23 protein-coding genes and 1 tRNA gene are annotated in these 22,583 nt (G+C 40.8%); 11 read left to right on the top strand and 13 right to left on the bottom strand.

The genetic code is table 11. The features are described 5' to 3' along the window. Positions 1-55: 55 nt before the first annotated feature. From JOC33_RS00675 to JOC33_RS00645, 7 genes are all read right to left on the bottom strand, one after another. Complete coding sequence (locus tag JOC33_RS00675; protein WP_205090034.1) at positions 56-1,231, bottom strand: alpha/beta hydrolase; 1,176 nt, start codon at positions 1,229-1,231, stop codon at positions 56-58. Positions 1,232-1,464: 233 nt separating this feature from the next. Then, positions 1,465-2,154 (bottom strand): MBL fold metallo-hydrolase, encoded by a 690-nt coding sequence (locus tag JOC33_RS00670; protein ID WP_205090033.1) that lies wholly within the window; start codon positions 2,152-2,154, stop codon positions 1,465-1,467. Between the two features lie 396 nt (positions 2,155-2,550). Next, the gene (locus JOC33_RS00665) at positions 2,551-3,549 is read right to left on the bottom strand and encodes a M23 family metallopeptidase (RefSeq protein ID WP_239533929.1); all 999 of its coding nucleotides are present in this window, start codon (positions 3,547-3,549) and stop codon (positions 2,551-2,553) included. A 157-nt stretch (positions 3,550-3,706) separates the two neighbouring features. Next, complete coding sequence (locus tag JOC33_RS00660; RefSeq protein ID WP_239533928.1) at positions 3,707-4,180, bottom strand: hypothetical protein; 474 nt, start codon at positions 4,178-4,180, stop codon at positions 3,707-3,709. An 84-nt stretch (positions 4,181-4,264) separates the two neighbouring features. Beyond that, on the bottom strand, positions 4,265-4,750 hold the full coding sequence (locus JOC33_RS00655; RefSeq protein ID WP_205090032.1) for a GNAT family N-acetyltransferase: 486 nt from the start codon (positions 4,748-4,750) through the stop codon (positions 4,265-4,267). Between the two features lie 45 nt (positions 4,751-4,795). Further along, positions 4,796-5,665, bottom strand: a complete 870-nt coding sequence (phaZ, locus tag JOC33_RS00650) for an intracellular short-chain-length polyhydroxyalkanoate depolymerase (RefSeq protein ID WP_205090031.1) — start codon at positions 5,663-5,665, stop codon at positions 4,796-4,798. Beyond that, positions 5,662-6,111, bottom strand: a complete 450-nt coding sequence (locus tag JOC33_RS00645; RefSeq protein ID WP_205090030.1) for an NUDIX hydrolase — start codon at positions 6,109-6,111, stop codon at positions 5,662-5,664. Before JOC33_RS00645 ends, phaZ begins: the two co-directional genes overlap by 4 nt. A 499-nt stretch (positions 6,112-6,610) precedes the next feature. On the opposite strand from JOC33_RS00645, the gene JOC33_RS00640 reads away from it, so the two are divergent. After that, entirely contained in the window at positions 6,611-7,105 is a 495-nt protein-coding gene (locus tag JOC33_RS00640; protein ID WP_205090028.1) for an SRPBCC domain-containing protein, read from the top strand. A gap of 156 nt (positions 7,106-7,261) precedes the next feature. Here JOC33_RS00640 and JOC33_RS00635 read toward each other — a convergent pair whose 3' ends face one another. Further along, complete coding sequence (locus JOC33_RS00635; protein ID WP_205090023.1) at positions 7,262-8,338, bottom strand: Ger(x)C family spore germination protein; 1,077 nt, start codon at positions 8,336-8,338, stop codon at positions 7,262-7,264. Between the two features lie 6 nt (positions 8,339-8,344). Further along, entirely contained in the window at positions 8,345-9,151 is an 807-nt protein-coding gene (locus tag JOC33_RS00630) for a GerAB/ArcD/ProY family transporter (protein WP_275576955.1), read from the bottom strand. A 452-nt stretch (positions 9,152-9,603) separates the two neighbouring features. On the opposite strand from JOC33_RS00630, the gene JOC33_RS00625 reads away from it, so the two are divergent. Both JOC33_RS00625 and JOC33_RS00620 read left to right on the top strand, forming a co-directional pair. Continuing rightward, entirely contained in the window at positions 9,604-10,908 is a 1,305-nt protein-coding gene (locus JOC33_RS00625; RefSeq protein WP_205090021.1) for a YopA family protein, read from the top strand. A 151-nt stretch (positions 10,909-11,059) separates the two neighbouring features. After that, on the top strand, positions 11,060-12,136 hold the full coding sequence (locus tag JOC33_RS00620; RefSeq protein ID WP_205090020.1) for a DUF3644 domain-containing protein: 1,077 nt from the start codon (positions 11,060-11,062) through the stop codon (positions 12,134-12,136). 136 nt (positions 12,137-12,272) lie between these two features. On the opposite strand, the gene JOC33_RS00615 is transcribed toward JOC33_RS00620, so the two are convergent. Next, the gene (locus JOC33_RS00615) at positions 12,273-12,839 is read right to left on the bottom strand and encodes a recombinase family protein (protein WP_205090019.1); all 567 of its coding nucleotides are present in this window, start codon (positions 12,837-12,839) and stop codon (positions 12,273-12,275) included. A gap of 126 nt (positions 12,840-12,965) precedes the next feature. Here JOC33_RS00615 and JOC33_RS00610 point away from each other — a divergent pair, with 126 nt between their 5' ends. After that, positions 12,966-13,571, top strand: a complete 606-nt coding sequence (locus JOC33_RS00610) for a hypothetical protein (RefSeq protein WP_205090013.1) — start codon at positions 12,966-12,968, stop codon at positions 13,569-13,571. A 598-nt stretch (positions 13,572-14,169) separates the two neighbouring features. Here JOC33_RS00610 and JOC33_RS20460 read toward each other — a convergent pair. Continuing rightward, complete coding sequence (locus JOC33_RS20460; RefSeq protein WP_275576954.1) at positions 14,170-14,304, bottom strand: hypothetical protein; 135 nt, start codon at positions 14,302-14,304, stop codon at positions 14,170-14,172. A gap of 182 nt (positions 14,305-14,486) precedes the next feature. Here JOC33_RS20460 and JOC33_RS00605 point away from each other — a divergent pair, with 182 nt between their 5' ends. The 7 genes from JOC33_RS00605 to trmL all read left to right on the top strand — a co-directional run bounded on the left by JOC33_RS00605 (position 14,487) and on the right by trmL (position 20,396). Further along, positions 14,487-14,879: a hypothetical protein gene (locus JOC33_RS00605; RefSeq protein ID WP_205090009.1), complete on the top strand. Its 393-nt coding sequence runs from the start codon at positions 14,487-14,489 to the stop codon at positions 14,877-14,879. A gap of 333 nt (positions 14,880-15,212) precedes the next feature. After that, a tRNA-Gly gene (locus tag JOC33_RS00600) sits at positions 15,213-15,283 on the top strand. Between the two features lie 150 nt (positions 15,284-15,433). Next, complete coding sequence (locus tag JOC33_RS00595) at positions 15,434-17,146, top strand: ABC-ATPase domain-containing protein (protein ID WP_205091490.1); 1,713 nt, start codon at positions 15,434-15,436, stop codon at positions 17,144-17,146. A 23-nt stretch (positions 17,147-17,169) separates the two neighbouring features. Next, entirely contained in the window at positions 17,170-18,303 is a 1,134-nt protein-coding gene (queG, locus tag JOC33_RS00590) for a tRNA epoxyqueuosine(34) reductase QueG (protein WP_205090007.1), read from the top strand. Between the two features lie 73 nt (positions 18,304-18,376). Continuing rightward, positions 18,377-18,916, top strand: coding sequence for a methylated-DNA--[protein]-cysteine S-methyltransferase (locus JOC33_RS00585; protein ID WP_205090001.1), 540 nt, complete (start codon positions 18,377-18,379; stop codon positions 18,914-18,916). A 93-nt stretch (positions 18,917-19,009) separates the two neighbouring features. Further along, positions 19,010-19,876, top strand: coding sequence for an amidase domain-containing protein (locus JOC33_RS00580; RefSeq protein WP_239533926.1), 867 nt, complete (start codon positions 19,010-19,012; stop codon positions 19,874-19,876). A 46-nt stretch (positions 19,877-19,922) separates the two neighbouring features. After that, the gene (gene trmL, locus JOC33_RS00575) at positions 19,923-20,396 is read left to right on the top strand and encodes a tRNA (uridine(34)/cytosine(34)/5-carboxymethylaminomethyluridine(34)-2'-O)-methyltransferase TrmL (protein ID WP_205090000.1); all 474 of its coding nucleotides are present in this window, start codon (positions 19,923-19,925) and stop codon (positions 20,394-20,396) included. 313 nt (positions 20,397-20,709) lie between these two features. Here trmL and lipA read toward each other — a convergent pair whose 3' ends face one another. Both lipA and JOC33_RS00565 read right to left on the bottom strand, forming a co-directional pair. Then, complete coding sequence (gene lipA, locus JOC33_RS00570) at positions 20,710-21,654, bottom strand: lipoyl synthase (RefSeq protein WP_205089995.1); 945 nt, start codon at positions 21,652-21,654, stop codon at positions 20,710-20,712. 23 nt (positions 21,655-21,677) lie between these two features. Continuing rightward, entirely contained in the window at positions 21,678-22,496 is an 819-nt protein-coding gene (locus tag JOC33_RS00565) for a lipoate--protein ligase family protein (protein ID WP_239533925.1), read from the bottom strand. Between the last annotated feature and the right edge of the window lie 87 nt (positions 22,497-22,583).

Here is a 22,583-nt window from a genome sequence, read left to right as displayed (position 1 = left end):
AAAAAGGGGGCGGACTTTTTTGTGGGAGCCTCCCTATACTCTTATCCTGAAGGGATCAACGAGGGAAGTTGTTCCCGTTGTTTGCCCGTACCCATGCAGTGAATGCTTCGATGCCATGCAGGATTGCCTCATTACGAATCGAATGAAAAAGATCAAAAACATGTTCTGCCCCTGGAAGTTCCGCGTAAATGACCGGCTGGGAGGAAGCATGACGGAGATGAGCCTGGAAGTGCCGAGCTTCTTCAACAGGTACGATCGTGTCCCGATCGCCATGGGCAAGGAAAAACGGCGGGGCCTCTGGATTGGTGTATGCCAGCGGAGAGGAAGGGACTCCTGCGTGGAGGTCGACGGAGCCATAATAGCCATACAGGCAAATGGCAGCATCGACCGCTGTGTCCACTTCCTCGAACCCTGGCTGCAAGGATGGGTCATTCGGGGTAAGGGCCGCCAGCGCCGCCAAGTTCGCCCCTGCTGAGCTCCCAGCGATGAAAATCTGGGAAGGATCAGCGCCATATTCCTGGCCGTATTCCCGTATCCAGGCGATGACTTTTTTGATATCGATCAACTGGTCCGGAAAAGTGGCGGAAGGCCGGAGGCGGTAGTTGGCACTGATGCCTAAGAACCCCTTACTCGCCAATCGATATAGAAGCGGAAGCCCTTCCCGGTTTTTCTTCCCACGGACAAACGCTCCGCCGTGGAGGTGGACCAATACAGGAGCACTGGTAGGCAGGGATCGGGGCTGGTAGATATCGAGTAAATTTCTTAGTCCTGCGTTCCCGTAGGGGATGTTTGCGATGCGTCGTACATCATGCCGTCGTATCAAAAAAGGTCCGAGCAAGGCAATAGGGGTAAAGGACCTTCCTAATTGTAACGCCATTCGAGGAGGTATAGAAGTACGCCAATCTGTTTTCCCAAATCCTCTGTCAAGCGCACGGTGGATAGTGGAAGATGCCTGCAGTCCGAAGTAGATTTGCCCGATTAGACCTAAGGACGCGACTATGGTTAACCCGAACGCGCACCATTCGGCAATGGAATCAATATCCCCAGTGCTAAACGCCAGCCATGTCGGCCCCAAAAAAATGACCAGGGCAAAGCCCGGCAATTCATTGACGGTAAATGGCAAACCGAACGGTGGCCTCACACGGGCCCACGTGCGAGGCAGCCATACAGCGCCTTGACACCAGAGGACAAGTAGCGCAGGCAGGAGATAACCGTATGGAATGGAAGCCATGTCTATCCTCTTCTTTCTGTGATTGATTTTGTATTCTCCAGGGGACGGGAGTTGCTGACAAACCAACAGACGGATCCGAGTCCCTTAAAGGTTTTTCCATAGGTGTTCTCTTACATTACCGTAAATATAAAAGATGGAGTAGTGATGATTATCAGAGGTTTTCCATGATAAACATCCTTTGTGATTTTTCAAGTTGCAAAAAAGTAGAGGCCGTGTAATGAAGTGTATTCTTATTAACTCTTGAGAACTTTTTGTTTTGTAAGCGTCCTATCGATATAATTATCTAAATCTTCTACTGGATGGAGTACTGGATTTCCATGGCATACTTCTAGTCGTTTTGGTTTTAACTGGCGTACTACTTCACTACTTCTGATTGCTTTTTCCATATCAGCCGTGAACATAGGAATGGGTCTGTGAAGCTTTCCGTTTTTTGAAGTGAATAGATCTCCTGCTAACAATACTTGATCTTTTTCATGATAATAAACGACGTGTCCCGGTGAATGTCCCGGTGTGATATAAGGCGTTAATGCCCCCATTCGGAGTAGGTTGCCATTTTCGTCCTCCTTTAGAGGCTGGGCAAGATGTTTTTCAATCGATTGTGCAGGCTTTTTTCGACCAGGATAGGTGATTTCCCCTTCCATATAAGGAATCTCCATTCGATGCGCATAGACTGGCACGGGTTGTTCTTGTAAGACTTTATTTAAAGCCCCCACATGGTCCGAATGCCCGTGAGTCAGTAAGATTCGCTTCAAGGGTCCAGCTTTTAATTGCTTCAGGAACTTTCGAATGCCTTTTCCCATTGTTGGAATTCCAGCGTCCACCAAGGTAAGCCCGTCTTCCTCCGTCACTACCCAAACATGAATCGGGATAATCGCCCACGTTCTTAAACTCCAAATATTTTCGGACACTTGTGTTATTTTCATATTCCTAACTCCCCGTCTGTAATTTTTTTAAAACCCAAAAGGAGTACTTCTAAGTATCCATAAATGTAAACGTTTGTGTGCGGTTGTTTTCCTAGTTTCCTTTTGAAGAAAAGCTTTCTTGACCCGAATGTAAGCTTTCGAAAACTGTTTCTATCTTCGATGGGATGGAAATTGAGCACAATCCCCAGCGAGGAAAGGAGGGGCTATTTTGTCGAATGATTCCGCTCACTTCCTCTTTTGAAGTTACCAGTTATCTTTGCCATTACTAATTTTCGTTAACTCGATAATGGAATGGAGAATCATCTAACCGATTATTATTGTCCAATTCATTCTCTCCTTTTTGCGTCTCCCATCTTCTCCCATTCTTGAATAAGAGGTTTGTAAATTAGTGGATGATTAATCGATCGGTTCAACAAACTCCCCTTGTATAGGGGAAGTTCTTTGTTGAAATCGTATACGAATCGCGCTTCCTTCGAATACATCCGGAGAATCCATAACCTGAAAATGAATATGCGGTTCGCTCGAATTTCCTGAATTACCGCATAAGCCTAATAATTCTCCTCTTTCCACACGGTCCCCAGGATCCACTTCTATCGAACCTTGCTTGAAATGGGCCAACAGGCTGTACTCCCCATTATCGTGGGCAACAATCACGTAATTTCCTAAAGGTTGTTCCGTATTCCTTTTTCCCGGTACATTATCTTTTATTCCATCGACCACTTGTAGGACTCTCCCATCCGCCGGCGCAGCTACTTCTTCGCCGAAAGCGTAGAAATGCTTATTTTTCGTTGGGGTTCCATGATGGGTGCTTCCATGCTTTTTCCTTACTAAATCATAAGCATACCTTTGGTTTTCATACACATAATGATAATTGATCAACTGATTCGTTCCTCCCCAAAAGACAAACCATTCTTCTTTAATCGGCATGGTGTACGTGTTGCTCGTATAGATGTGATCCGTCTCTGGATAAGATACCAATGGGGTTAAGTAAAGCTCTTGAATCGTGCCATGCTTATCGAATACGAGCTGGATGCCTTTGGACGCTTCTCCATTAACCCAGACATAACGCGTCTGGTGTTTATTGATCCGAAAGCTCGTTTTCAGCTCATAGGTGGTCACTCCCCAGTTGAAGGAGGTCCCTAAGCTTTTAAAATCGGCAAACGAAACATTTTGCCGAAATGATTCACTCGTTTGCTGATAAATTTTGAAGTAGTGTCCTTGTAAAAAGGCCTCTCCAAATTCCTCCGGTAAGATCCGGTCTTTTTTATTTTGGCTATATTCCTGGCTTGTTACCGTCTCTCCCTGGTCTGTAGAGCCAAGAACAGTCTCTGCGGAGGCTGCGGGAAAAGGAGTCAAACTAAGGACGGCCAATGTGATCAAGCTGTTTTTTAACAAGTAAACTCCTCCCTTTTTTGCTGTTTTTTTTATGCATGAGTCGCGCTTTCGAAAGTGTTGCTGCGTTCTAACATTAGTCGAGTGATTCCGAAAATTATATGAATCTATTAAGGAAAACCTTATCGTCTGCAAGCATGTGGATAAAGGTTTTCTACGTTTATACAAGGAGGAATCGGATCCATCCTGCAATCGCAAAACCAAACAGCACCGTCCCTGAACCAACCCCGGTGATAGCACTGTTCGCCACTTGCAGTTTTTTTGATAGGAATAAGGAAACCAAGGCCACAGCAATCAGCAGTACTGCTAAAATAGATAAGCTGCCATCATTAAAAATACTGGTTAACCAGAAAAAATGGATACCTACCATACCTGCAATCCATGGAGCGATATAGTCCTTCTTTTTTCGCTTTATCAATAGGAAGGCCCCGATCCCTGCCAAAAGAAACTCGATTGTAACGACCAGTAGATACTGATGGTAGGCAGTGGTAGTAGATAAGGCCGTGGGTTCGTGCCAATTGGTCACACTTAAGTAGATTCCGATTAAACCTACCAAGAGTGCTGCCACCGCGGCCGATCCAATATACTTCCGCCAGCCTTTTCTGGGATTCTCCTGTGCCCAGCCAAACCACATAAAACTACACATCCCAAAAATCGCCATATACATCACATAATCCCTTACATATTCGATGCCAAGCCCTCCTTCAACCTTTGGCCGCTATAAACTTTTACTTAGAATTTCTCCGGGTAAACCGTCGATCTCACCGATCTTTTCAGAAGTAAATGCTAGATTAATGAGAATCTTTCTAGAGGCTTTATTTTGGGGATCAATGGTAGCTGTCAATCTTTTTATATCGGTTTGTTTAGCAAGATGTAACAATTCTTTGGCAATTTCTGTTCCATACCTTTTTCCCCAGTGTTTAGGGACTAACATATACCCTATCTCGGCTTCTTTTTTACAATCCTCATTCCACGTCAAATGACCAAGACCCACGAATTCGCTGGTATTTGTGTCATGTATTTTATAGGATCCTAATATCTCATGCTTCGAATTACGCATTAATAACTTTTCGTAGTTTACTTGGGCTTCTTCCAGCGGAATCGCTCTTTCCGTTATTTGAGCCATTACTTGTTTATCTGATACAAGGCTAAAGTAATCTTCAAAGTCATATATTTGAAATTTCACTAATTTCAACTTAGGCATCTTATATCTCCTCTTCATATGGAGTGAATCTATTCGAAACGTAATCTACAAAGGAGAGTCATTTAAAAACTTCATTACTTTTTCCTGCACTGCTTCCTGATTATCGATCAATGCCGCATGCCCTGTGTCTAAAAGGCAGTAAGTTACTTCGACGCCATTTTCCTCGAGGTCCAAAAGGGTTTCTTTGGTCATTTTTTCTGTGGTTATGCGATCCTCTTTTCCCCATAACACCAAAACTGGCGCAGTAATCCGATTTACCCCTCCAGAACCGTTCACCACGCCATTAGAAATGGTGCTGATATTGAATCGGTTCGCCGCAAAGGCAACATCCATGATATTGCGTTGTTCCAGAGCAACATCGATATATTTTTCATATCTATTCTCCTTCGGTTGCTTGTTGGTATAAAGCATTTGATCCATAGCGGCTTTATAAAAGAGACGGTTGTTATTCTTTTGCGCCTGTTCCAGCATCTCCAGCCCGGGGCTTGATGCTATCTCTTCTCTGGTATGTAAGCGCTGGCCATCAGTATGATAAACCGGGTATCCTCGCGTGGACATCGATGCTAACAAGACGACTTTCTCGACACGCTCCGGATAATCGGCCGCCAATTGCATGGCTACTCCACCGCCATTCGACCAGCCCATCACATGCGTAGTCTTGATTCCTAATTCATCCATCCATAATTTGATGTCTTCGGAGAAGTCTCCGATGGATTGGATAGGAGTAAGATAGGTGGATTTGCCATACCCCCGTAGATCGATGGCGTATACAGTATAGGCCGGAGGCAACTGATCCATGAATACATCCCATTGTTCGGAAGAAGCCATATTTCCGTGGATCAAAAGCAGGTTCAAATCTCCTCCCGGTCGTACTTTGTATGCGAGTGTTTCGTTATTCTTTAACGTAATTTTCATTGTTCCAGCCCTCTTTTCTGTTTTAACGATCTAATGGATAATTCCACACTGTTTTTGGTCCATGTCGGAATGACGCTCGATTGCAAAATCTCTTGTCCGTCCATCCAGGTGACTTCTGAAATTTCTTCTTTACTCTTTACGTAAGGAAGTCCGTTAAAATGTTCACTTAAAAATACAATATTTAAGACTTGGGTATCCCCAGCCTTGAACGTATTGCTATGTATATACGTTAATGGGTCGTGCAATGCCACTCCTATTTCCTCTGCTACCTCTCTTTTTACGTTTTCTTCCAATACTTGTAAGCTGCTCGCATCGAAGTCCATTTTCCCACCTACGAGCGAATACAAGCCTCCAGCATGAACTTCTTTTTCTGCACGTTTAATAATCAAAAATTCCTGGCCTCTGACAATAGCAGCTTCTACATTGACAACAAATAAATGAGACATAGGCAAATTCCTTTCCTTTTCCTTTTGTTACATCATATTTATCGTTTTAATGGTATGAAAGGTTACATTTTTTCAAGATAGCATCCCTATTTGAAAATACCTTACCGGTAAGAATTTAGGTAGTGATGTATATCATCATTTAGAGATGATATACATCAAAAAGAGCTTAACTTTTCTGTTATCCATGTTAGATTAATATAAACGATTTAATTCATTGACTGGAATATTCCGGTGATGGTATATTCTTAAAAAGGAATATTTATGTTAAAGAGACATATTTTTGACTGTAAAATGGTATTTAATGAGAACAGTGGTTTCTTCAGTAGTTAATTTATTTCGCAAAGCATTGTGTGAAATTGCGGAATGAATTCCCCTTCCCAAAGCCAATCAAGGCCATATGCTTTAGGTTGAAAGAATACCGTAATATTCAGGGAGGGAAGTTGGTATTTCTTGGAGTGTGTTAAAAGAAAGGGAAGACAAAAAGTTGGGAGGAAACACAATGTCAACTCAAGTCAAAATCACTCGTACTTTCAATGCTCCACGTGAACTGGTGTTTAAGGCGTTCACAGAATCAGAACATTTACAGAACTGGTGGGGGCCAAAAGGGTGGACGTTTAATGTTTTTAAATCAGATTTCGCCGTAGGTGGTGTCTTTCATTACAGCCAGAAACCTCCCGAAGGTGATGAGATGTGGGTTAAGTTTGTATACAGAGAAATTATTGTACCAGAGCATATTGTTTATACCAGTTTCTTTTCTGATGAGGAAGGTAATATTATACGTGCCCCGTTTAACACAAAGTGGCCGTTGGAGACCCTTAATAGCATAACGTTTAACGATGAGAAAGGAAAAACAACTGTTGCAGCTACAGTGACTCCTATATCAGTAACTGAAGAGGAACTTAAAACCTTTGGGGAATCACAAGACATGGTTCGGGAAGGGTTCTCAAGCACTTTCCATCAATTAGAAGATTATTTGTTAAAGGTATCAAAATGAAGATTAATGTAATGGAGTAAATGATGCATTACCTACACCAAAAGGCGCAAATCTAAAAATTGACTTGCGCCTCTAATTCCCTTTCTTGACTGCCTTTTACAATTATAAATTTCTTAATTTATAACGCAGCTCTATCTGTCAAGATTCACCTAATGTCTATGCAATTACTCCAGTTTCCTTGATTGTTATATGGATTGTCACTTGAATATCTACCTTATCATAAATGTTCCTCCATTCATGTTCCTTCCAATCACGTTTGTATTTCCTTATTTCATTTCCTAGGCCTAGTGGATCGACCTCCCATTCTTCAAACTTCGTAAGCAAATCTGCCGAGGTTTTTTGAAATTGCTTTTCCATATGGGAAGTAATGGATTGTATCACTTTTTTGTTTATTGTATTACCTGAATACTCACGCATATACCCCTCCATACGAATGTTGAAATTAATGACCGGCTTGGACTTTCCAAAGTCGACTTTTACTTTTTTTCGGGAGGATATATTTTGAAGAGAAGCTATCTTTTTGTCACTAATCTTTATGGTATAGGAACCATGGCTAAAGGATTCCTTTAGTTGTCGAAAAACCATTGTGTCGTATCCATAATCAATTGATCCTTTATATATTGATTTCTTAAAAAAACCTAGACCATCAAGGGTGAATAAGCCTTGTTCTTTCGCAATAATGGGAAGAAATGGATCCTTGCCTTTTTGGTAGTAGTCAAACAGAAAGACATGCAAATTTGTCTTCGGAAGAAAATTCCTTTCAATGTTATGTTTGAGCATTCCTCTGATTAAGGCTCCATTATCCTTGGGTAAAGAAGTTTCCCCTCTAAATAACGAAGCACTTTTATCTTTGGCTAATCCAACAAATAAACGTGTACTAATGCTGGGATCTCGCTGGTAGGTATCCAAATATTCCATTAGTCCTTTCTCTGCCAGAGCCTTGCTGAAAATAGCCACTTCACTCTGTCCGATGACCATGGGGCGTTCAGACTTACCACTACCCAAGTCGATTGCATCTTTGGTAAAATAAGCTTTTGTTTGATATATATTGTTGGTGACATCGGTATTCGACCTGTAAAAAGGGACAGAGAGTGTGGCCAATAGTTTGTCTCCGTTCCCTTCATCGAAACCAGCGGCGGTGACAAGAGCAATATCATCCACGATTTCCGTCTGCATGACACAGGATGTTAAGAAAAGAAGCGTTGCGATGGTTAAAAGGGCTATTTTTTTCAAAGTATCCTACTTCCTTCTACGTAACGTTAGTATATAGAGCAAGGGAATATAACTACCTAAAAAAAATATTCCAAACTGTGAAGTAATTGAATTTAATAGGCTTATTTGAGATCGTGTTTGTATAAATCCTACAGCTAAAAACATGAGCAGTAACCCCATATATAAAGCAGTTTTTTGCTGAAGATGGGGAAAAAGATGCTTCATATTTCGGCTAGCCGCCCATAAAAACAAACACAATATAGGCATGATTACCATCATCCAGGTGGTGACACCGATATATTCGAAACGCTCCAGAAAAGGGAACTCAACTATTTTCCACATAATTAAGGTAGCCCATTCTGCATTTTTTATATAGGATGCTGGAAAATAAGCAAAAGAAATTATGCTTAACGCCAGATAAGTAAATATAGTTACGGCGTTCCCCAGATGCGCCCATTTCTGAGATCTTTCTGCCATTTTTATAAATCCATAATAAAACAATGTTAATTCGAATCTCAAATAGCTTAACACCATGTTCCTAGTTGAAATGACCATCTCTTTGATCGTAAAACCACCTACCGGCAATAAATTGCCAAAGTGGGCATACTGCAAGGGAAAATAAATAGTCAGGACCAAGAAAGACGGAAGCACCACCCCTAAGAAGCAAATCCCAACGATGGATCGAAACCCGCCCTTAAGGATGAAAGCTATGAGAGGCAGTATAACAGCTGAAGCCACCCACAGATTTAAATCAGGAAACATCCAGACCTGCACTACTTCCAAGTACGTCCGAAATACGGTAAAGGCTACGGAAAATATTGAACCCGAAATCATAGCTAAGTACTACTAATTTTCTAGTTGGTCTCCTAATTAGCGGATTTAATTACTCTTACTTCATTAAGTCTTAACCTCAGAGGTTTCTCGTGTGCTATGAGTTGTTTATTGTAGTAAGGGTTTAGCTTTCCGATAAAGTGCAAGTTAACTAGAGAAGTAAATATCGATGATCGGAACAATGATTAAAATTCTTCAGGAACGAAGGATATGAATTAGATTCTTTTCGGATAGTCTACACAAAGGCGGAGTGGCACGAACGAAAATTTGGTCTGTTCCAATCCTTATTTTTCCTGATGTTCCAACGAAATTAGTACTTAAAGTGTGTTAAACGAAATCTTCACGAAATAATTCGTGTTGAGGGGGGCGTTGAGTTAGTCGATAATAGTTCGTGGATTTTATTGCGAATATTACGCACTTGGTGAGAAAGAACGTTATCGCATCGAATTGGGAGGGTGAATCAAAGTAATAAAATTATAAACAGAAAAAGGTATGGTGAATATATGAGTAACAATGATGATTTATATAAACATTTGTTAAGTCCTGATTTATTTAAAATCTACAACGACAAAATATCTCTATCATATGAGGAGGATACTATCTATACAAGAGCAGATATTATCTTCAGTATGTCGCCTTATCCACGAATTCACCTGTTTGCTGTAGAAGACTTGAATCTGGGTGAGGGTTTTGAAGAACGGGAAAAACCCAGCTTGCTTGATTATGATATTTCCTTAGATGAATATTTGTTAAGTGAGAGTGGAGGAGAAATTACATATAACGATGATAATAACATTGATGGATTTAGAATTTTTCTAGACGAAATTAAATCTGAAACCACTTTAGTGGACGAGGTTGTAATTTTTATTTTCAACTGTAGTCATATTGGTTCAACATATTTAAATAATAAAGAATATATGTTTGAATACGATGATTGGAAAGTTGAATTTAAGTTTAGACCTGATAAGGATACGACTAAGCATTATGATAATTTGAAAAGAAACCGATCATATGACATTACTCATGTCGGTACTATATCCAAAAAATCAAATGAGAGCTTTAAAACAGATGAAATCAATAATTTAGTGGAAAATGTTGAATGGTATCTTTCTTTTGGTTCAGGTCAAAGTGTGTTCATTCCTATCCAATTAGGTTTTAAAGAAGGTAGAAAGGTATGGGAGAAATACACTATGAAAAATGATCGACAATCTCATTTCCAAGATGTTCATGGATGGGTTCCTTTTGGTGATATTGAGAATTTCAACACTTGTTTCTCACGTGTAGCAACAAAACTGAATGAAGAGGTATGGGAAGATGTATTAAAAATAACATTGAACTGGTATTTAGAAATTAAAAGTACCTCTTTTACTGAGAATGCCATTATCTCGACTCAGGTATCTCTAGAGCAATTAGCTTGGACTTATCTAGTCTCCCAAGAGTTGATTCTCGAAAAGGACGCATATAAGAAACTACGATTTTCAGATATACTTAAACTTCTTTGTTATCAATTGAATATTTCTAGAGAGATAATAGTACCATTGTCTGAAGAGCTAATAGAAAACTATAAGAATGACGGAGTATTTATGTTTGTAGATTTTAGAAACAACTTTGTCCATCCTGTGAAGAAGAAAAACTTTTACAAGGTAGATACAGATTCAAAATATACAGTTTACTTGCAAGGGATGTATTTTTTAGAGGAAACTATTAAATCCATATGTGGGTATGAGAGTGAAATGATAACTCCTTGGTATAGACGTTGAGTTGCAAAAACATTTGAAATTGCAGCCTTTATTTTGGTGTCAGTTTTATAGGTTTACAAACTCTACTCTAGTGTACTTTAATGAACTATATATCTAATATATGGTAAAATTCTGGGTGGAAATGTCTGATAACTAAAGGAGATGTAGTTAATTGTTACGACGTGGAAAAACAAAGACATTATTGGAGAGTTCTATTGAATCTGCTTTACTGGCGGTCGAAGTTTATAACAAACCTAGAGCACTTTTTCGGGTTGAAAACTATATTACTTTAATGATTATGGCTTGGACACGTCTGTTTCATGCACATTTTAATCACACAATAGGTGATAAATATTATTATAAAGAAGGCACTAGGTACATAAGAGTGGATGGAGAAAAGAAAGCATGGGAATTAAAAACTTGTATAAATAAGTATAATCAGCTGGATTTTGCTGTAAAGGATAATCTAGAGTTTTTCATCGGTCTACGCAACAAAATAGAGCATAGGCACGTTGAAAAAGATGAGATTGGTAATATTATCTTTGGAGAATGTCAATCTTTACTGTATAACTATGAGAATACTTTAATGGAGTTGTTCGGTGAAAAATATGCTTTGAATGAAAGTCTAGCATTTTCATTGCAATTTTCTAGCTTTAGAACAGAAGAGCAGCGTCAATCTAATAGAAAGCTCTTATCTAAAGAAGTGAATGAGCTAAAGAAGTATATAGAGGATTATAGAAACTCACTCGATGAAGAGATATTTAATTCTCAAGAATTTAGTATAAAGCTAATACAAGTCCTTAAAATTTCAAACACAGATAGAAATGATTTATCTGTGGAATTTGTGAAGTGGGATAGCTTATCAGACGAAGACAGAGCGAGCTATGAACATTTGGTAACGATAGTTAAAGATAAAGTAGTGAGAAAAGAAGTAATTAATCCGGGCAGACTTAAGCCGAGCGATGTAGTTGAACAAGTTAATAACAGGGTTACTATAGATTTTAAGCAATATGACCATACCTGTTTGTACAGTATTTTCTCTGTGCGTCCAAATAGTAATAGTGAAACAGATGAATTTGAAACGAACACCTCCTATTGCCATTATGACGAAGTTCATGGAGACTACGTGTATCAAGACACATGGGTTGAATTTATTGTGCAGTTAATAGCCATGGGAAAAATGGATAGAGAAACATGGAAACTGTTATACAGAGATGGAGGTACTGTCGATATACTTTCCTATGAATGAATTTTGCATTTATACCCCTGAGTTTAAAATTATATCTCGCAATTTCTTGGGGTCAGTTGTAGTGAATGTAAGGAGGGGGCTTTGGGGGCATAAGAAAGACGGCAGACCTTATCGTCGTACCGCCGAACTCTCTTCCTTATTTCGTTTCTGCTTTTGCTTTTCGTTTAGCTCGTGTCAAAGTGGAGCGAGAGATCCCCGTCATTCGTTCCACCTCGGTATAAGAATGCGAGTCTAGTAATCCGAGAGCGTGTTCCACTTGCTTCTTGCCGTATTTATTCGGACGACCTTCTCGAAAGTCCTCACTTTGTTTTGCGATGGCTTTCCCTTCTTGAGTACGCTCAACAATCATATCTCGTTCAAACTCCGCAAAACCCGACATTATCGTAAAAATAAGCTTACCTGTCGGAGTGTTTTCTACAACTCCCATGTTTAATATATGAACCCGTATTCCACGATCAAATAAGTCTTTAACTATACCGAGAGCTTCGTGTGCTGATCTCGCAAACCTGTCGAGCTTAGTAACGACTAATGTGTCGCCCTCTTCCAGAACGGTAAGGACTCGTTCAAACTCGGGACGTTCTTTGGTTGTGCCCGTAAACTTTTCTTGATATATGTAATTGACACCTTCTTCGTCAAGCTGCTTAATTTGTGCGTTTACATCCTGTCCTTTGGTCGATACCCTTGCGTATCCGTATCGTGTCATTTTAACCCTCCATTTATGACTGTAAGTTATGATTACGTCTGATGGTGCGATTTTATCAGGAAGCATTATCATGGTCAATACTTTTAAGTTATGACTACAAATTCAAAAATCGAAAGGAGCATTAAGTTGATTCACTTATTTGACTCATATTCATTTGTTAGTACATTAGTTCTTGCTCTTGCGACTTACGTAATGTCATTTCAAAAATTATTTAAGGTTAGAAATGAAAGGAAAAAAAAGAAGAAGGAAAACTTCTATAAAGTACTAGATGAAGGATTGGAAATGGAAACTATTGCTTCGTTAGACGATATTTATAATCTTTATAAAGGAACTAATAATTTAACACTCGAAAATGATAATTATAGGTTTAGGTTAAATGAATTACTAAGAGAATACTTAGTTAAACTACATACAAATGACGGGGAAAAGCTTAGCAAGGAAAAAATTAAAGAATGGAAAGATAAAATTGATAGATTCATAAAAGAAAACGAAGAACTTTCACCCTTTTCAGAGTTACCACAAGCGGATAGAAATATAATGAACGATATAGTGGCTTTTTTAGAGAAGGACGATAAAAAATCGATTATGAGAAAACTCGATGAGATGTCCACTTCTATACAAATCAGGAAAGAATATTTAGAAAGAATAGAAAAGCAAAATAAGTGGTCAGTTCCCGTATCCATTGTAGGGTTAATATTTACCATCTTTTTTGGTATATTATCATTCATTTAATTATGTCGAATAGGTAAAAGAAAAATCGCCCCCCTTGAGTTTGGAAGTTAGTCCTCGATGGGCTTCAGATGCTAATGAGATTGAACGGTAGTTCGTTGGATGTAAACGATAGTAAACTCTTATTATAGACCAAAGCCGTTCTCTCACTATGGTTGATCGAGTTTATAAAGGAGAAAAAGACTGTTTACATATGTTTGAGAATGTTGAAGACCAAAATCACCGCATGAAATAACGCTTGTATGCGTACACAATTTCAGATATAATCAAACAAAAGTCACGTAATCGTCGAAGGTTATGCTTCGGAGGTAACGCATGATGCTATATGAACGTTGATATCATCGAGTTCTACTCGAATAGGGGAACGGTAAGGGTTTTTTAACGACTCAAAATCGTGTTCCTTCGGGAGTGCCGGTTCGACCCCGGCCACCGGTACTAACAATTCAAAAAAGTCAGTGCTTTGAGTTATTCAGAGCATTGGCTTTTTTGCGTATAATAGTACTTTAATATAAAGTACTAATTTAGCGATAAACCATCAATGAAAATAGTGTTTATATAGCTTATCTAGAATATTCACGTGCCCTAGGATTGTCTTGTATAATCATAATTGGAGCTGTTGGATTTCCTTCCCCCATATCATACGGGATTCATGCTCTATTAAGCCGCATATATTAAAATTCTCACCAGCTCTTGGTGTCCGTTCTTCTGGCCAAATGATGGACAAAGAATTCGCCATGTCCCTTCATCCGTTCTCTTGACAGGTGTAATATTACTATAACCTAAACTTTGTTAATAAATTGTGTATTAAGAAATAGGGAACTTCCCTTTCCAAATTCCTATGGAAAAGAATTCAATAGTAAGATACAATTCTTACCAAGAAATAGTCGAGAATATTCTGGTAAAGGGGAGATGAGTAAAATGTTAGAGAAGATAATCGAGTTCTTCAAAACGGGCAGGTTTTCATCCCAAGATGGGTCTGATTTAGATAATCAATCGATTACCGGCGCTGAACATAATTCACAGATTATGAGAAATATCAAAGCAGTAGAATTTGAAAATGAAGGGAACATTGAAGCTGCTAAGCAACTTTATTTAAAAAACGTCGATGAAGGATTTGTCGGTGTTTTTCCTTACGAACGTCTATCTGCTATATATCGGGAAGAGGAATCCTATGATAAAGAAATAGATGTCATTCATAAGGCTCTCGAGGTTCTTGCCGATGAAGGATCAAGCGGACGTTCTAGCAAACATCCCTCTTTGGTAAGATTGCAAGAGCGGCTGGAAAGCATTAGGCAATTAAAAGCTAATTAAAATTAGAAGGCGCTTATTTTCTAGCGCCTTACTCATCAAAAAAAATCCTTCATTTCGACAAAAAATCTTATGTTATTCATTGCACAAGAAAACATCGATTGTTATAATATATAACATCACTTCATCAAGTACACGATAGACATGACTTCGAAGCAGATGCAGTATTCTTTTATATGCGGGTGTAGTTTAGTGGTAAAACCTCAGCCACGAGCAAAGCTTCCACCGAATCGACTGCGAGTTGCCTCGACGGATACTACTTCGAAGCAAATGCATGCAGAGGAAGAGGCATGACTGTTCGTGAGCCAATCAATAGCAACATTCATTTACTAACATGCGGGTGTAGTTTAGTGGTAAAACCTCAGCCTTCCAAGCTGATGATGTGGGTTCGATTCCCATCACCCGCTCTTTGATAGATTTTAACCGAGTACTATCTGATTATGTGAGCCAACGCAGTGTTTCGTTCCTTGGAGACGAAGCATTGCGTTTTTTATGTGTGCTTATTGGATACATTTATAAGGAAATCTTAATAATGTAAAGATTGGAGAGGATGTATGATGAAACGACTTCAGCAGCAATTACGCCAAATTGACGGAAAAAGTTATAAAGGATATAAGCAAATACAGGGAAGTTACTCCTTTTCAAACTTTCACCTGATGATTGACTATGTTCAGGGGGATCCATTTGCAGCCCCTTCAAAAATCAGAATCAAGGTTCCTTACAATAAACGAGCAATGAAACCCGAATGGCTTCAGGACAAAAATCGCAGAATCTATGCTGAAGATGTGATTAATCGTTATATTGCCAATGTAATCAACCATACCAATTCAAATGTCAAAGGGTCAGGTAAAAGCGGAATGGTTTCGATAGACCGCCCTGGCCAGGAAGTTTTAGAACGAACAGCGGTGGATTTGAATAATGACCATACGATCATATGTCTGACCGTTGGGTTGCCTGCTAATGGGCGGCGAATCAATGGTAAACAGGCTGAAAAGTTATTTTTTGATGTTATCCCTGAAATTCTTGATAAGTCTATTTTCCACATTCGTGATACGGAGATCGAAAATGCTGTTAAGCTGGCGGACCAGCACAGTGTTATTCGGGAAGAAATGAAGAAAAATAACTGGATAACCTTCGTAGCAGATGGTTCCGTACTTCCAAGGAAAAGTGGCATAAGTGAACGGCCGATGGAGGATGCCATTCCTTTTGAAAGCCCGGAGGTGAATCGAGTTAGCATAGACCTTCCTCATCGTGACGAGCCAGTGACTGGAATGGCTCTTAAAAAAGGTATCGTTCTGATTGTAGGTGGAGGTTATCATGGTAAAAGTACCCTCTTGAATGCGATAGAGCGCGGGGTGTATCCTCATATTAAAGGGGATGGACGGGAGTATGTCCTTACTGACCCTTCTGCAGTCAAAGTCCGGGCTGAGGATGGACGGAAGGTATCTACTGTTAATATCTCCCCGTTCATTAAAAATCTTCCTCATGGGACGGATACGACACGATTTTCAACCGAGAATGCCAGTGGCAGTACCTCACAGGCAGCGAATGTCGTAGAAGCTTTGGAAGCAGGTGCAAGCACATTATTGATTGATGAAGATACGAGTGCCACCAATTTTATGATCCGCGATGAACGGATGCAGGAACTTGTGGTGAAAGAAAAAGAACCAATCACCCCGTTCATTGATAAGGTCAAGAAGATGAAGGAAGATTTGGATGTTTCAACGATTCTGGTCATGGGTGGCTCTGGTGACTATTTTGATGCAGCTGACCAGGTGATCATGATGGATCAGTATCTTCCTTATAATGTTACCGAAAAGGCGAAGGATATAGCTGAAAAACATCCCCATCAGCGTGAAGTGGAACTTGAAGAAAGCTTTGGGCAGGTGCCTGAGCGTAGGTTCATGCCAAATAGCCTGCAAACACAAAGAGGGAAGAAGTCAAAGGTACAGGCCAAAAGCAAAACTCATATCATGATGGGCAAGACAGATATTTCCCTTCACTATGTAGAGCAGCTTGTTGACCCGTCACAGACACGGATGATTGCTGATATGCTTCTCGTCATGGAAAAGAAGGACATGCTGAAAGAGGAAATTTCTCTTTCGCAGTTATTGGATAATATAGAACAACAGCTGGACGAGCAAGGACTTGCATCCTTTGCTCCGTTTAAGGACCAGCATCCTGGGGAGCTTGCTCGTCCTAGACGTTTTGAAATAGCAGCAACACTCAACAGGATGCGGACAGCTAAAGTGAAAGACTTACGACGATAATATATGGAAAGGAGGGATAGGATATGGATTACCATCAGTTTAAAGATGAAGTTATTGCTTACAGTAAAGAAATCGGTATTGATAAAATCGGGTTTGCTTCAGCTGATGTGTTCGGAGAATTAAAAGCCCGTTTGAAGCGTCAGCAGGACCTTTCCTATCAATCCGGTTTTGAAAAAGGGACCATCGAAGAACGGACAGAACCGGAAAGGCTTCTGCCTGAAGCACAGTCCATCATCTCGATTGCCTTAGCCTATCCCTCCAAAATGAAGGATGCTCCGAGAGGCAAAAAAGGGGAGCGGCGTGGTATTTTCTGCCGTGCTTCGTGGGGGCAGGATTATCACGATGTCCTACGTGATCGTCTGCAGAAGCTAGGGAAGTTTTTGTTGGAAAAGTTCCCGGAAGCGAATATCAAATCAATGGTGGATACAGGAGAGCTGGCTGATCGCGCTGTGGCAGAACGGGCGGGGATAGGTTTCAGCGGAAAAAACTGTGCCATTATTACACCAGAGTATGGATCCTATGTTTATTTAGGAGAGCTGGTGACCAACATCCCGTTTTCTCCTGACAGTCCCGTCGAGGACAGCTGTGGTGACTGTAATATTTGCGTCGATGCCTGCCCGACTGGAGCATTGGTTCAGGGAGGGCAGCTCGATGCGAACAAATGCATTGCCTTCCTTACCCAAACCAAAGGTTTTCTTCCGGATGAGTTCAGGGGGAAAATTGGCAACAGGCTTTATGGCTGTGATACATGCCAGACGGTATGCCCGAAAAACAAACGCAAGGATTTTCATTTGCATGAGGAATTTGAGCCGGATCCAGAGGTAGTAAAACCAAAATTGGTACCGTTATTGTCGATATCCAATCGAGAGTTTAAAGAAAAATTCGGACCAATTGCTGGTTCTTGGAGAGGGAAGAAGCCGATTCAGAGGAATGCTATCCTTGCCCTGGGACATTTTAAAGAGGAAGCAGCTGTCCCACAACTGATAAGGCTGATGAAAGAAGACCCCCGTCCAGTTATACGAGGAACTGCAGCATGGAGCCTGGGAAAAATTGGTTCTCCTGGGGTGTTTGAAGCTATTGAAGAGGCTTTGGACGGGGAAGTGGATGAACAGGTGATTTATGAGATGGAAAAAGGGCTTGGTTTTCAGCGAATTTAATCTAGGAGGACCTTCCAATTATATGTTAACTCTAGTATAATGAAACAAACTTTTTTACCGGAAGGGGTTGTTTATGGGTAAACGTTCCTTTCTATATTATGATGAGTTAGAAACCCCCATCGGACCTATAACGGTGATTGCTGATGAGAAGGGACTCTGCCGGGCAGACTTTGGTAATTACGATCATCTGGCCAGACATCATCATATTTGGGCAAAAAAATACTACCTTTGCCCTGAGTTCGTTCGGGATGAAGAGAAGATGAGAGAAATCGTAAAGGAATTCATCGAGTATTTCCAGGGCGAACGTGAGCATTTTTCAATAGACTTTCATTTCCATGGCACTCCATTTCAACAAAAAGTATGGAATGCTTTGTATGAAGAAATTCCTTATGGGGAAACGAGATCTTATAAGGAAATTGCGAGGGCCATCCAGGCGCCAAAAGCAATCAGGGCAGTTGGTGGTGCTGTTAATCGTAATCCGCTTACTATCATAATCCCGTGCCACCGCGTCATCGGTACTAACGGAAAACTGGTCGGTTATAATGGCGGTCTTGATAAAAAGAGGCATTTGCTTGATTTGGAAAGTCCACAAATGGTTTTTAAAGAGAATTAGCTGGCGTAAAAGATATGATATAATCTTTTACGCTCTTTTTTTGTTTTGAAGCCCTTTTTCTTTTCATAAACTGAAAAGGGGAGGGTGGTGCTGATGGCGAGTGGAAAATTCCTGCGAGACTTCTGGATGGACATATTGAGCTCACAAGAAAAGCTGGAGGCTGTGCCCTGGCTGTATAAAAAATATCAGTTACATAAAAAAAACGGTTACCGGATTGTGCGGATATCAGGTCAGGTTCAGCCCTACCACCGTATTCATTCCCGAGATAAGTCGACAAACTGGAACTATCATCTTAAAATGTATTTTGTCATTAGGAAAAAGCAGGATATCTATGTAGAAGAAGCGGAAATTGACTGTCAGGCAATATGGAAAAATGGTAAACTGCTCACCCATGAATTCAGGGAAGAAAAGACGGAAGAGATCCATGACGAAGTAAAATATGAACCGATTCCACTCGAAAGAGCAGGTTCCCTGCGATTCACTTATGACCGCCGGAGTGCTGTCAGATATGCCGAACGTTGGTGGGACAGCTACAATCCTGCCTACCGTCATTTTACGAATGACTGTACCAATTTTATTTCTCAATGCCTGAGAGCTGGCGGAGTGCCGATGTGGGGAGCACCGAATAGGGGGAAAGGCTGGTGGTATAATGACCGGTCATGGAGTTACAGCTGGGCTGTCGCCCATGCTTTCAGGTGGTACTTAAGCGGAGCGCGCCAAGGGTTGAAGGTGCAGGAAATGGATTCCCCGAAGGATTTGATACCGGGAGATGTGATTTGTTATGACTTTGAAGGAGATGGCAGGTGGAATCATAATACGATTGTAGTAATGAAGAACAGTGAGGGCATGCCGCTTGTTAATGCCCATACGACCAACAGCAGGCACCGTTATTGGTCATATGAGGATTCGACCGCCTATACGCCGAATATCAAGTATAAATTTTTCCGGATTGGCGGTTAGATTGTGTTATAATAGGCAGGTCAATCAACAACCAGAGGTGAAAGAAATGGCTATACATGTAGTATTGTTCCAACCAGAGATTCCTGCCAACACTGGAAATATTTCCAGAACCTGCATGGCTACAGACACAACGCTTCATCTGATTCGCCCGCTTGGCTTTTCAACAGAAGATAAAATGCTGCGACGTGCTGGCCTTGATTATTGGCACGATGTCAATATCCATTATTATGATAGTCTCGATGAATTATATGAGGCTCATCCCAAAGGCAGCTTTTACTATATTGAGAATTTTGGAAGCAAACACTATACTGACTTTGATTACAGTGATTCAGAAGAAGAATTGTTTTTTGTGTTCGGAAGGGAAACAGATGGTATTCCAAAAGAGTTACTAGCAGGTAAAGAAGACCAATGCTTACGGATTCACATGACAAGTAAGATGCGGTCGCTCAACCTTTCGAATTCTGCTGCCATCATGATTTATGAAGCGTTACGACAACAGAATTTTCCGGGTTTAAAGTGAAAAAGAAAGCTGGCTCTTCAACTGGACAGCAATGCGCCAGGACGCTGGAATTTATCCAGCGTTCTTTTTTGTGATGATATAGGAAAAGCCCGAATCTTATTGGATTCGGGCTTGATTTAAGTATTTATTTCTTTTGTGGTGTACCTGGCTTTTCGTCATATCCAGCTGTAAAGATAGATGTCAAAAACATTACGCTGACTCCGATGATTAATGCTAACTTCATGTGTTGCCGCCTCCTTTAAACTCTTCAGGATTTATTATAGCAGGTAGCTGGTGTTTCGGCAAAGTACTATAATACCCTGGCTCCCAAATTTTAGAATTTCACGTTATCCAATTCTTCGCCTTGAGATTCGTAACCTTTCATATATTTAATACGACGCTGAGCGGATGTTTCGTTCACTTGTTCATCGGCATGATAAGAAGACCGGACCATAGGACCTGCTTCACAGTGCCTGAATCCTTTTTCCATAGCGATTTGCTTCAGCTCTTCAAACTCATCAGGGTGATAATAACGTTCTACGTTCAAATGTTTTTTAGTCGGCTGCAGATATTGGCCGATTGTCATAATATCCACATTGTGTGCCAGTAAATCATCCATGGCCTCGACGATTTCTTCTTTTGTTTCGCCAAGTCCGACCATAATGCTTGATTTCGTTGGTGTATCTGGAGCAATTTCCTTAACTCTTTTCAGCAATGTCAGGGATTGATCATACATGGCACGGGCACGTACTCGTTTCGTCAAACGGCGGACGGTTTCGATATTATGGTTGAAGATATCCGGTTTTCCTTCCATTAATGTGTGCAGGCTTTCATAATCGCCTTTCATATCAGAAGGAAGTGTTTCTACCGTACAACCTGGGACACGCCTGCGGATTGCCTTGACTGTTTCAGCAAAAACCGCTGCTCCGCCATCCGTCAAGTCATCCCGTGCAACTGCCGTTACCACCACATGCTTGAGATCCATTATTTCAACAGATTCAGCCACTCGCTCCGGCTCGCCCCAGTCAAGTTCGTTCGGAAGACCGGTTTTTACTGCACAGAATCGGCAGCCTCGTGTACACGTATCACCGAGAATCATAAACGTAGCTGTTTTTCTTTCACTCCAGCATTCGTGGATGTTAGGACAGCGGGCTTCTTCACAGACTGTGTTCAATTTCTTGTCACGCATCAACTTTTTCAAACGATTATACGATTTGTTGGTATTGATCTTAATCTTCAGCCATTCCGGTTTTCTTATGTACTCTTCTTTTTTAGCCATTGCTGACACTCCTTCAATGTAGTTTAACGGGAAAAATTCCAGCTATCGTTTCTGTATCGTTCATCTGCCAATTTTTCAACGGCTTCCCATTGCTTACTGGAAAGTTCAAAAGGCTCTAATTTGATATCAAGTCCAGATGCAAATCCTCGTTTAAAAGCATCTTTCACTTGATTGAAATCGACGGGGTCGGTGAGTATTTCGTTGATTGCGACAGCTTTGTCACCGAAAGCTCGGCGTGCTCGTTCTTTCACACGGTCATTTGGATATAGGAACATATCGAACAGTTTACCATCGTCGACGTGAAACGGAATCGATCCATGTTGAAGAATAACGCCTTTTTTTCTGGTCTGAGCACTTCCGGCTGCTTTTTTGCCATCGACAATCAATTCGTACCAGGAAGGCTCTTCAAAGCAGACTGCAGACCCAGTTGTTTCTAATCTTTCCTCTGGAATGGCAAAATCAGCTTGAATGCCAAGGTTTCTGAAGCCGTGAAGCAACCCTTTTGATATGACCAGATAGGCTTCTTTGACCGATTTTGGCATGTCTGGATGATCTTCTGAAACTATGACACTATAGGTAAGTTCCTGATCGTGAAGAACTGCCCGACCGCCAGTCTGGCGTCGTACCAATTCGAATCCATGACGGTTTACCCCGTCGACGTCTATTTTCCCATTTACCTTTTGGAAATAGCCTATGGAGAGTCCGGCGGGAGACCAGCCGTAAAAGCGTAAAACAGGAGGGATTTCCCCTTTACTGTGCCATTCGAGGAGCATTTCATCCATGGCCATGTTGAAAGCTGGAGTAGCATGTCCTGTATCTACATAATACCAAGTATCTGTCATGATGAACCTCTTCTCTATTAGAATTACTACTTTAGCTAATTAAAACGTATAGTTTTAGTTTAACAAGGGGGGGAATTATGTGTCAAA

This window comes from Thalassobacillus pellis (genome assembly GCF_016908295.1).
GTDB lineage: Bacteria > Bacillota > Bacilli > Bacillales > Halobacillaceae > Thalassobacillus > Thalassobacillus pellis.
The sequence above is the reverse complement of the archived record's forward strand: the minus strand, read 5'-3'. Positions and strand labels throughout refer to the sequence as shown.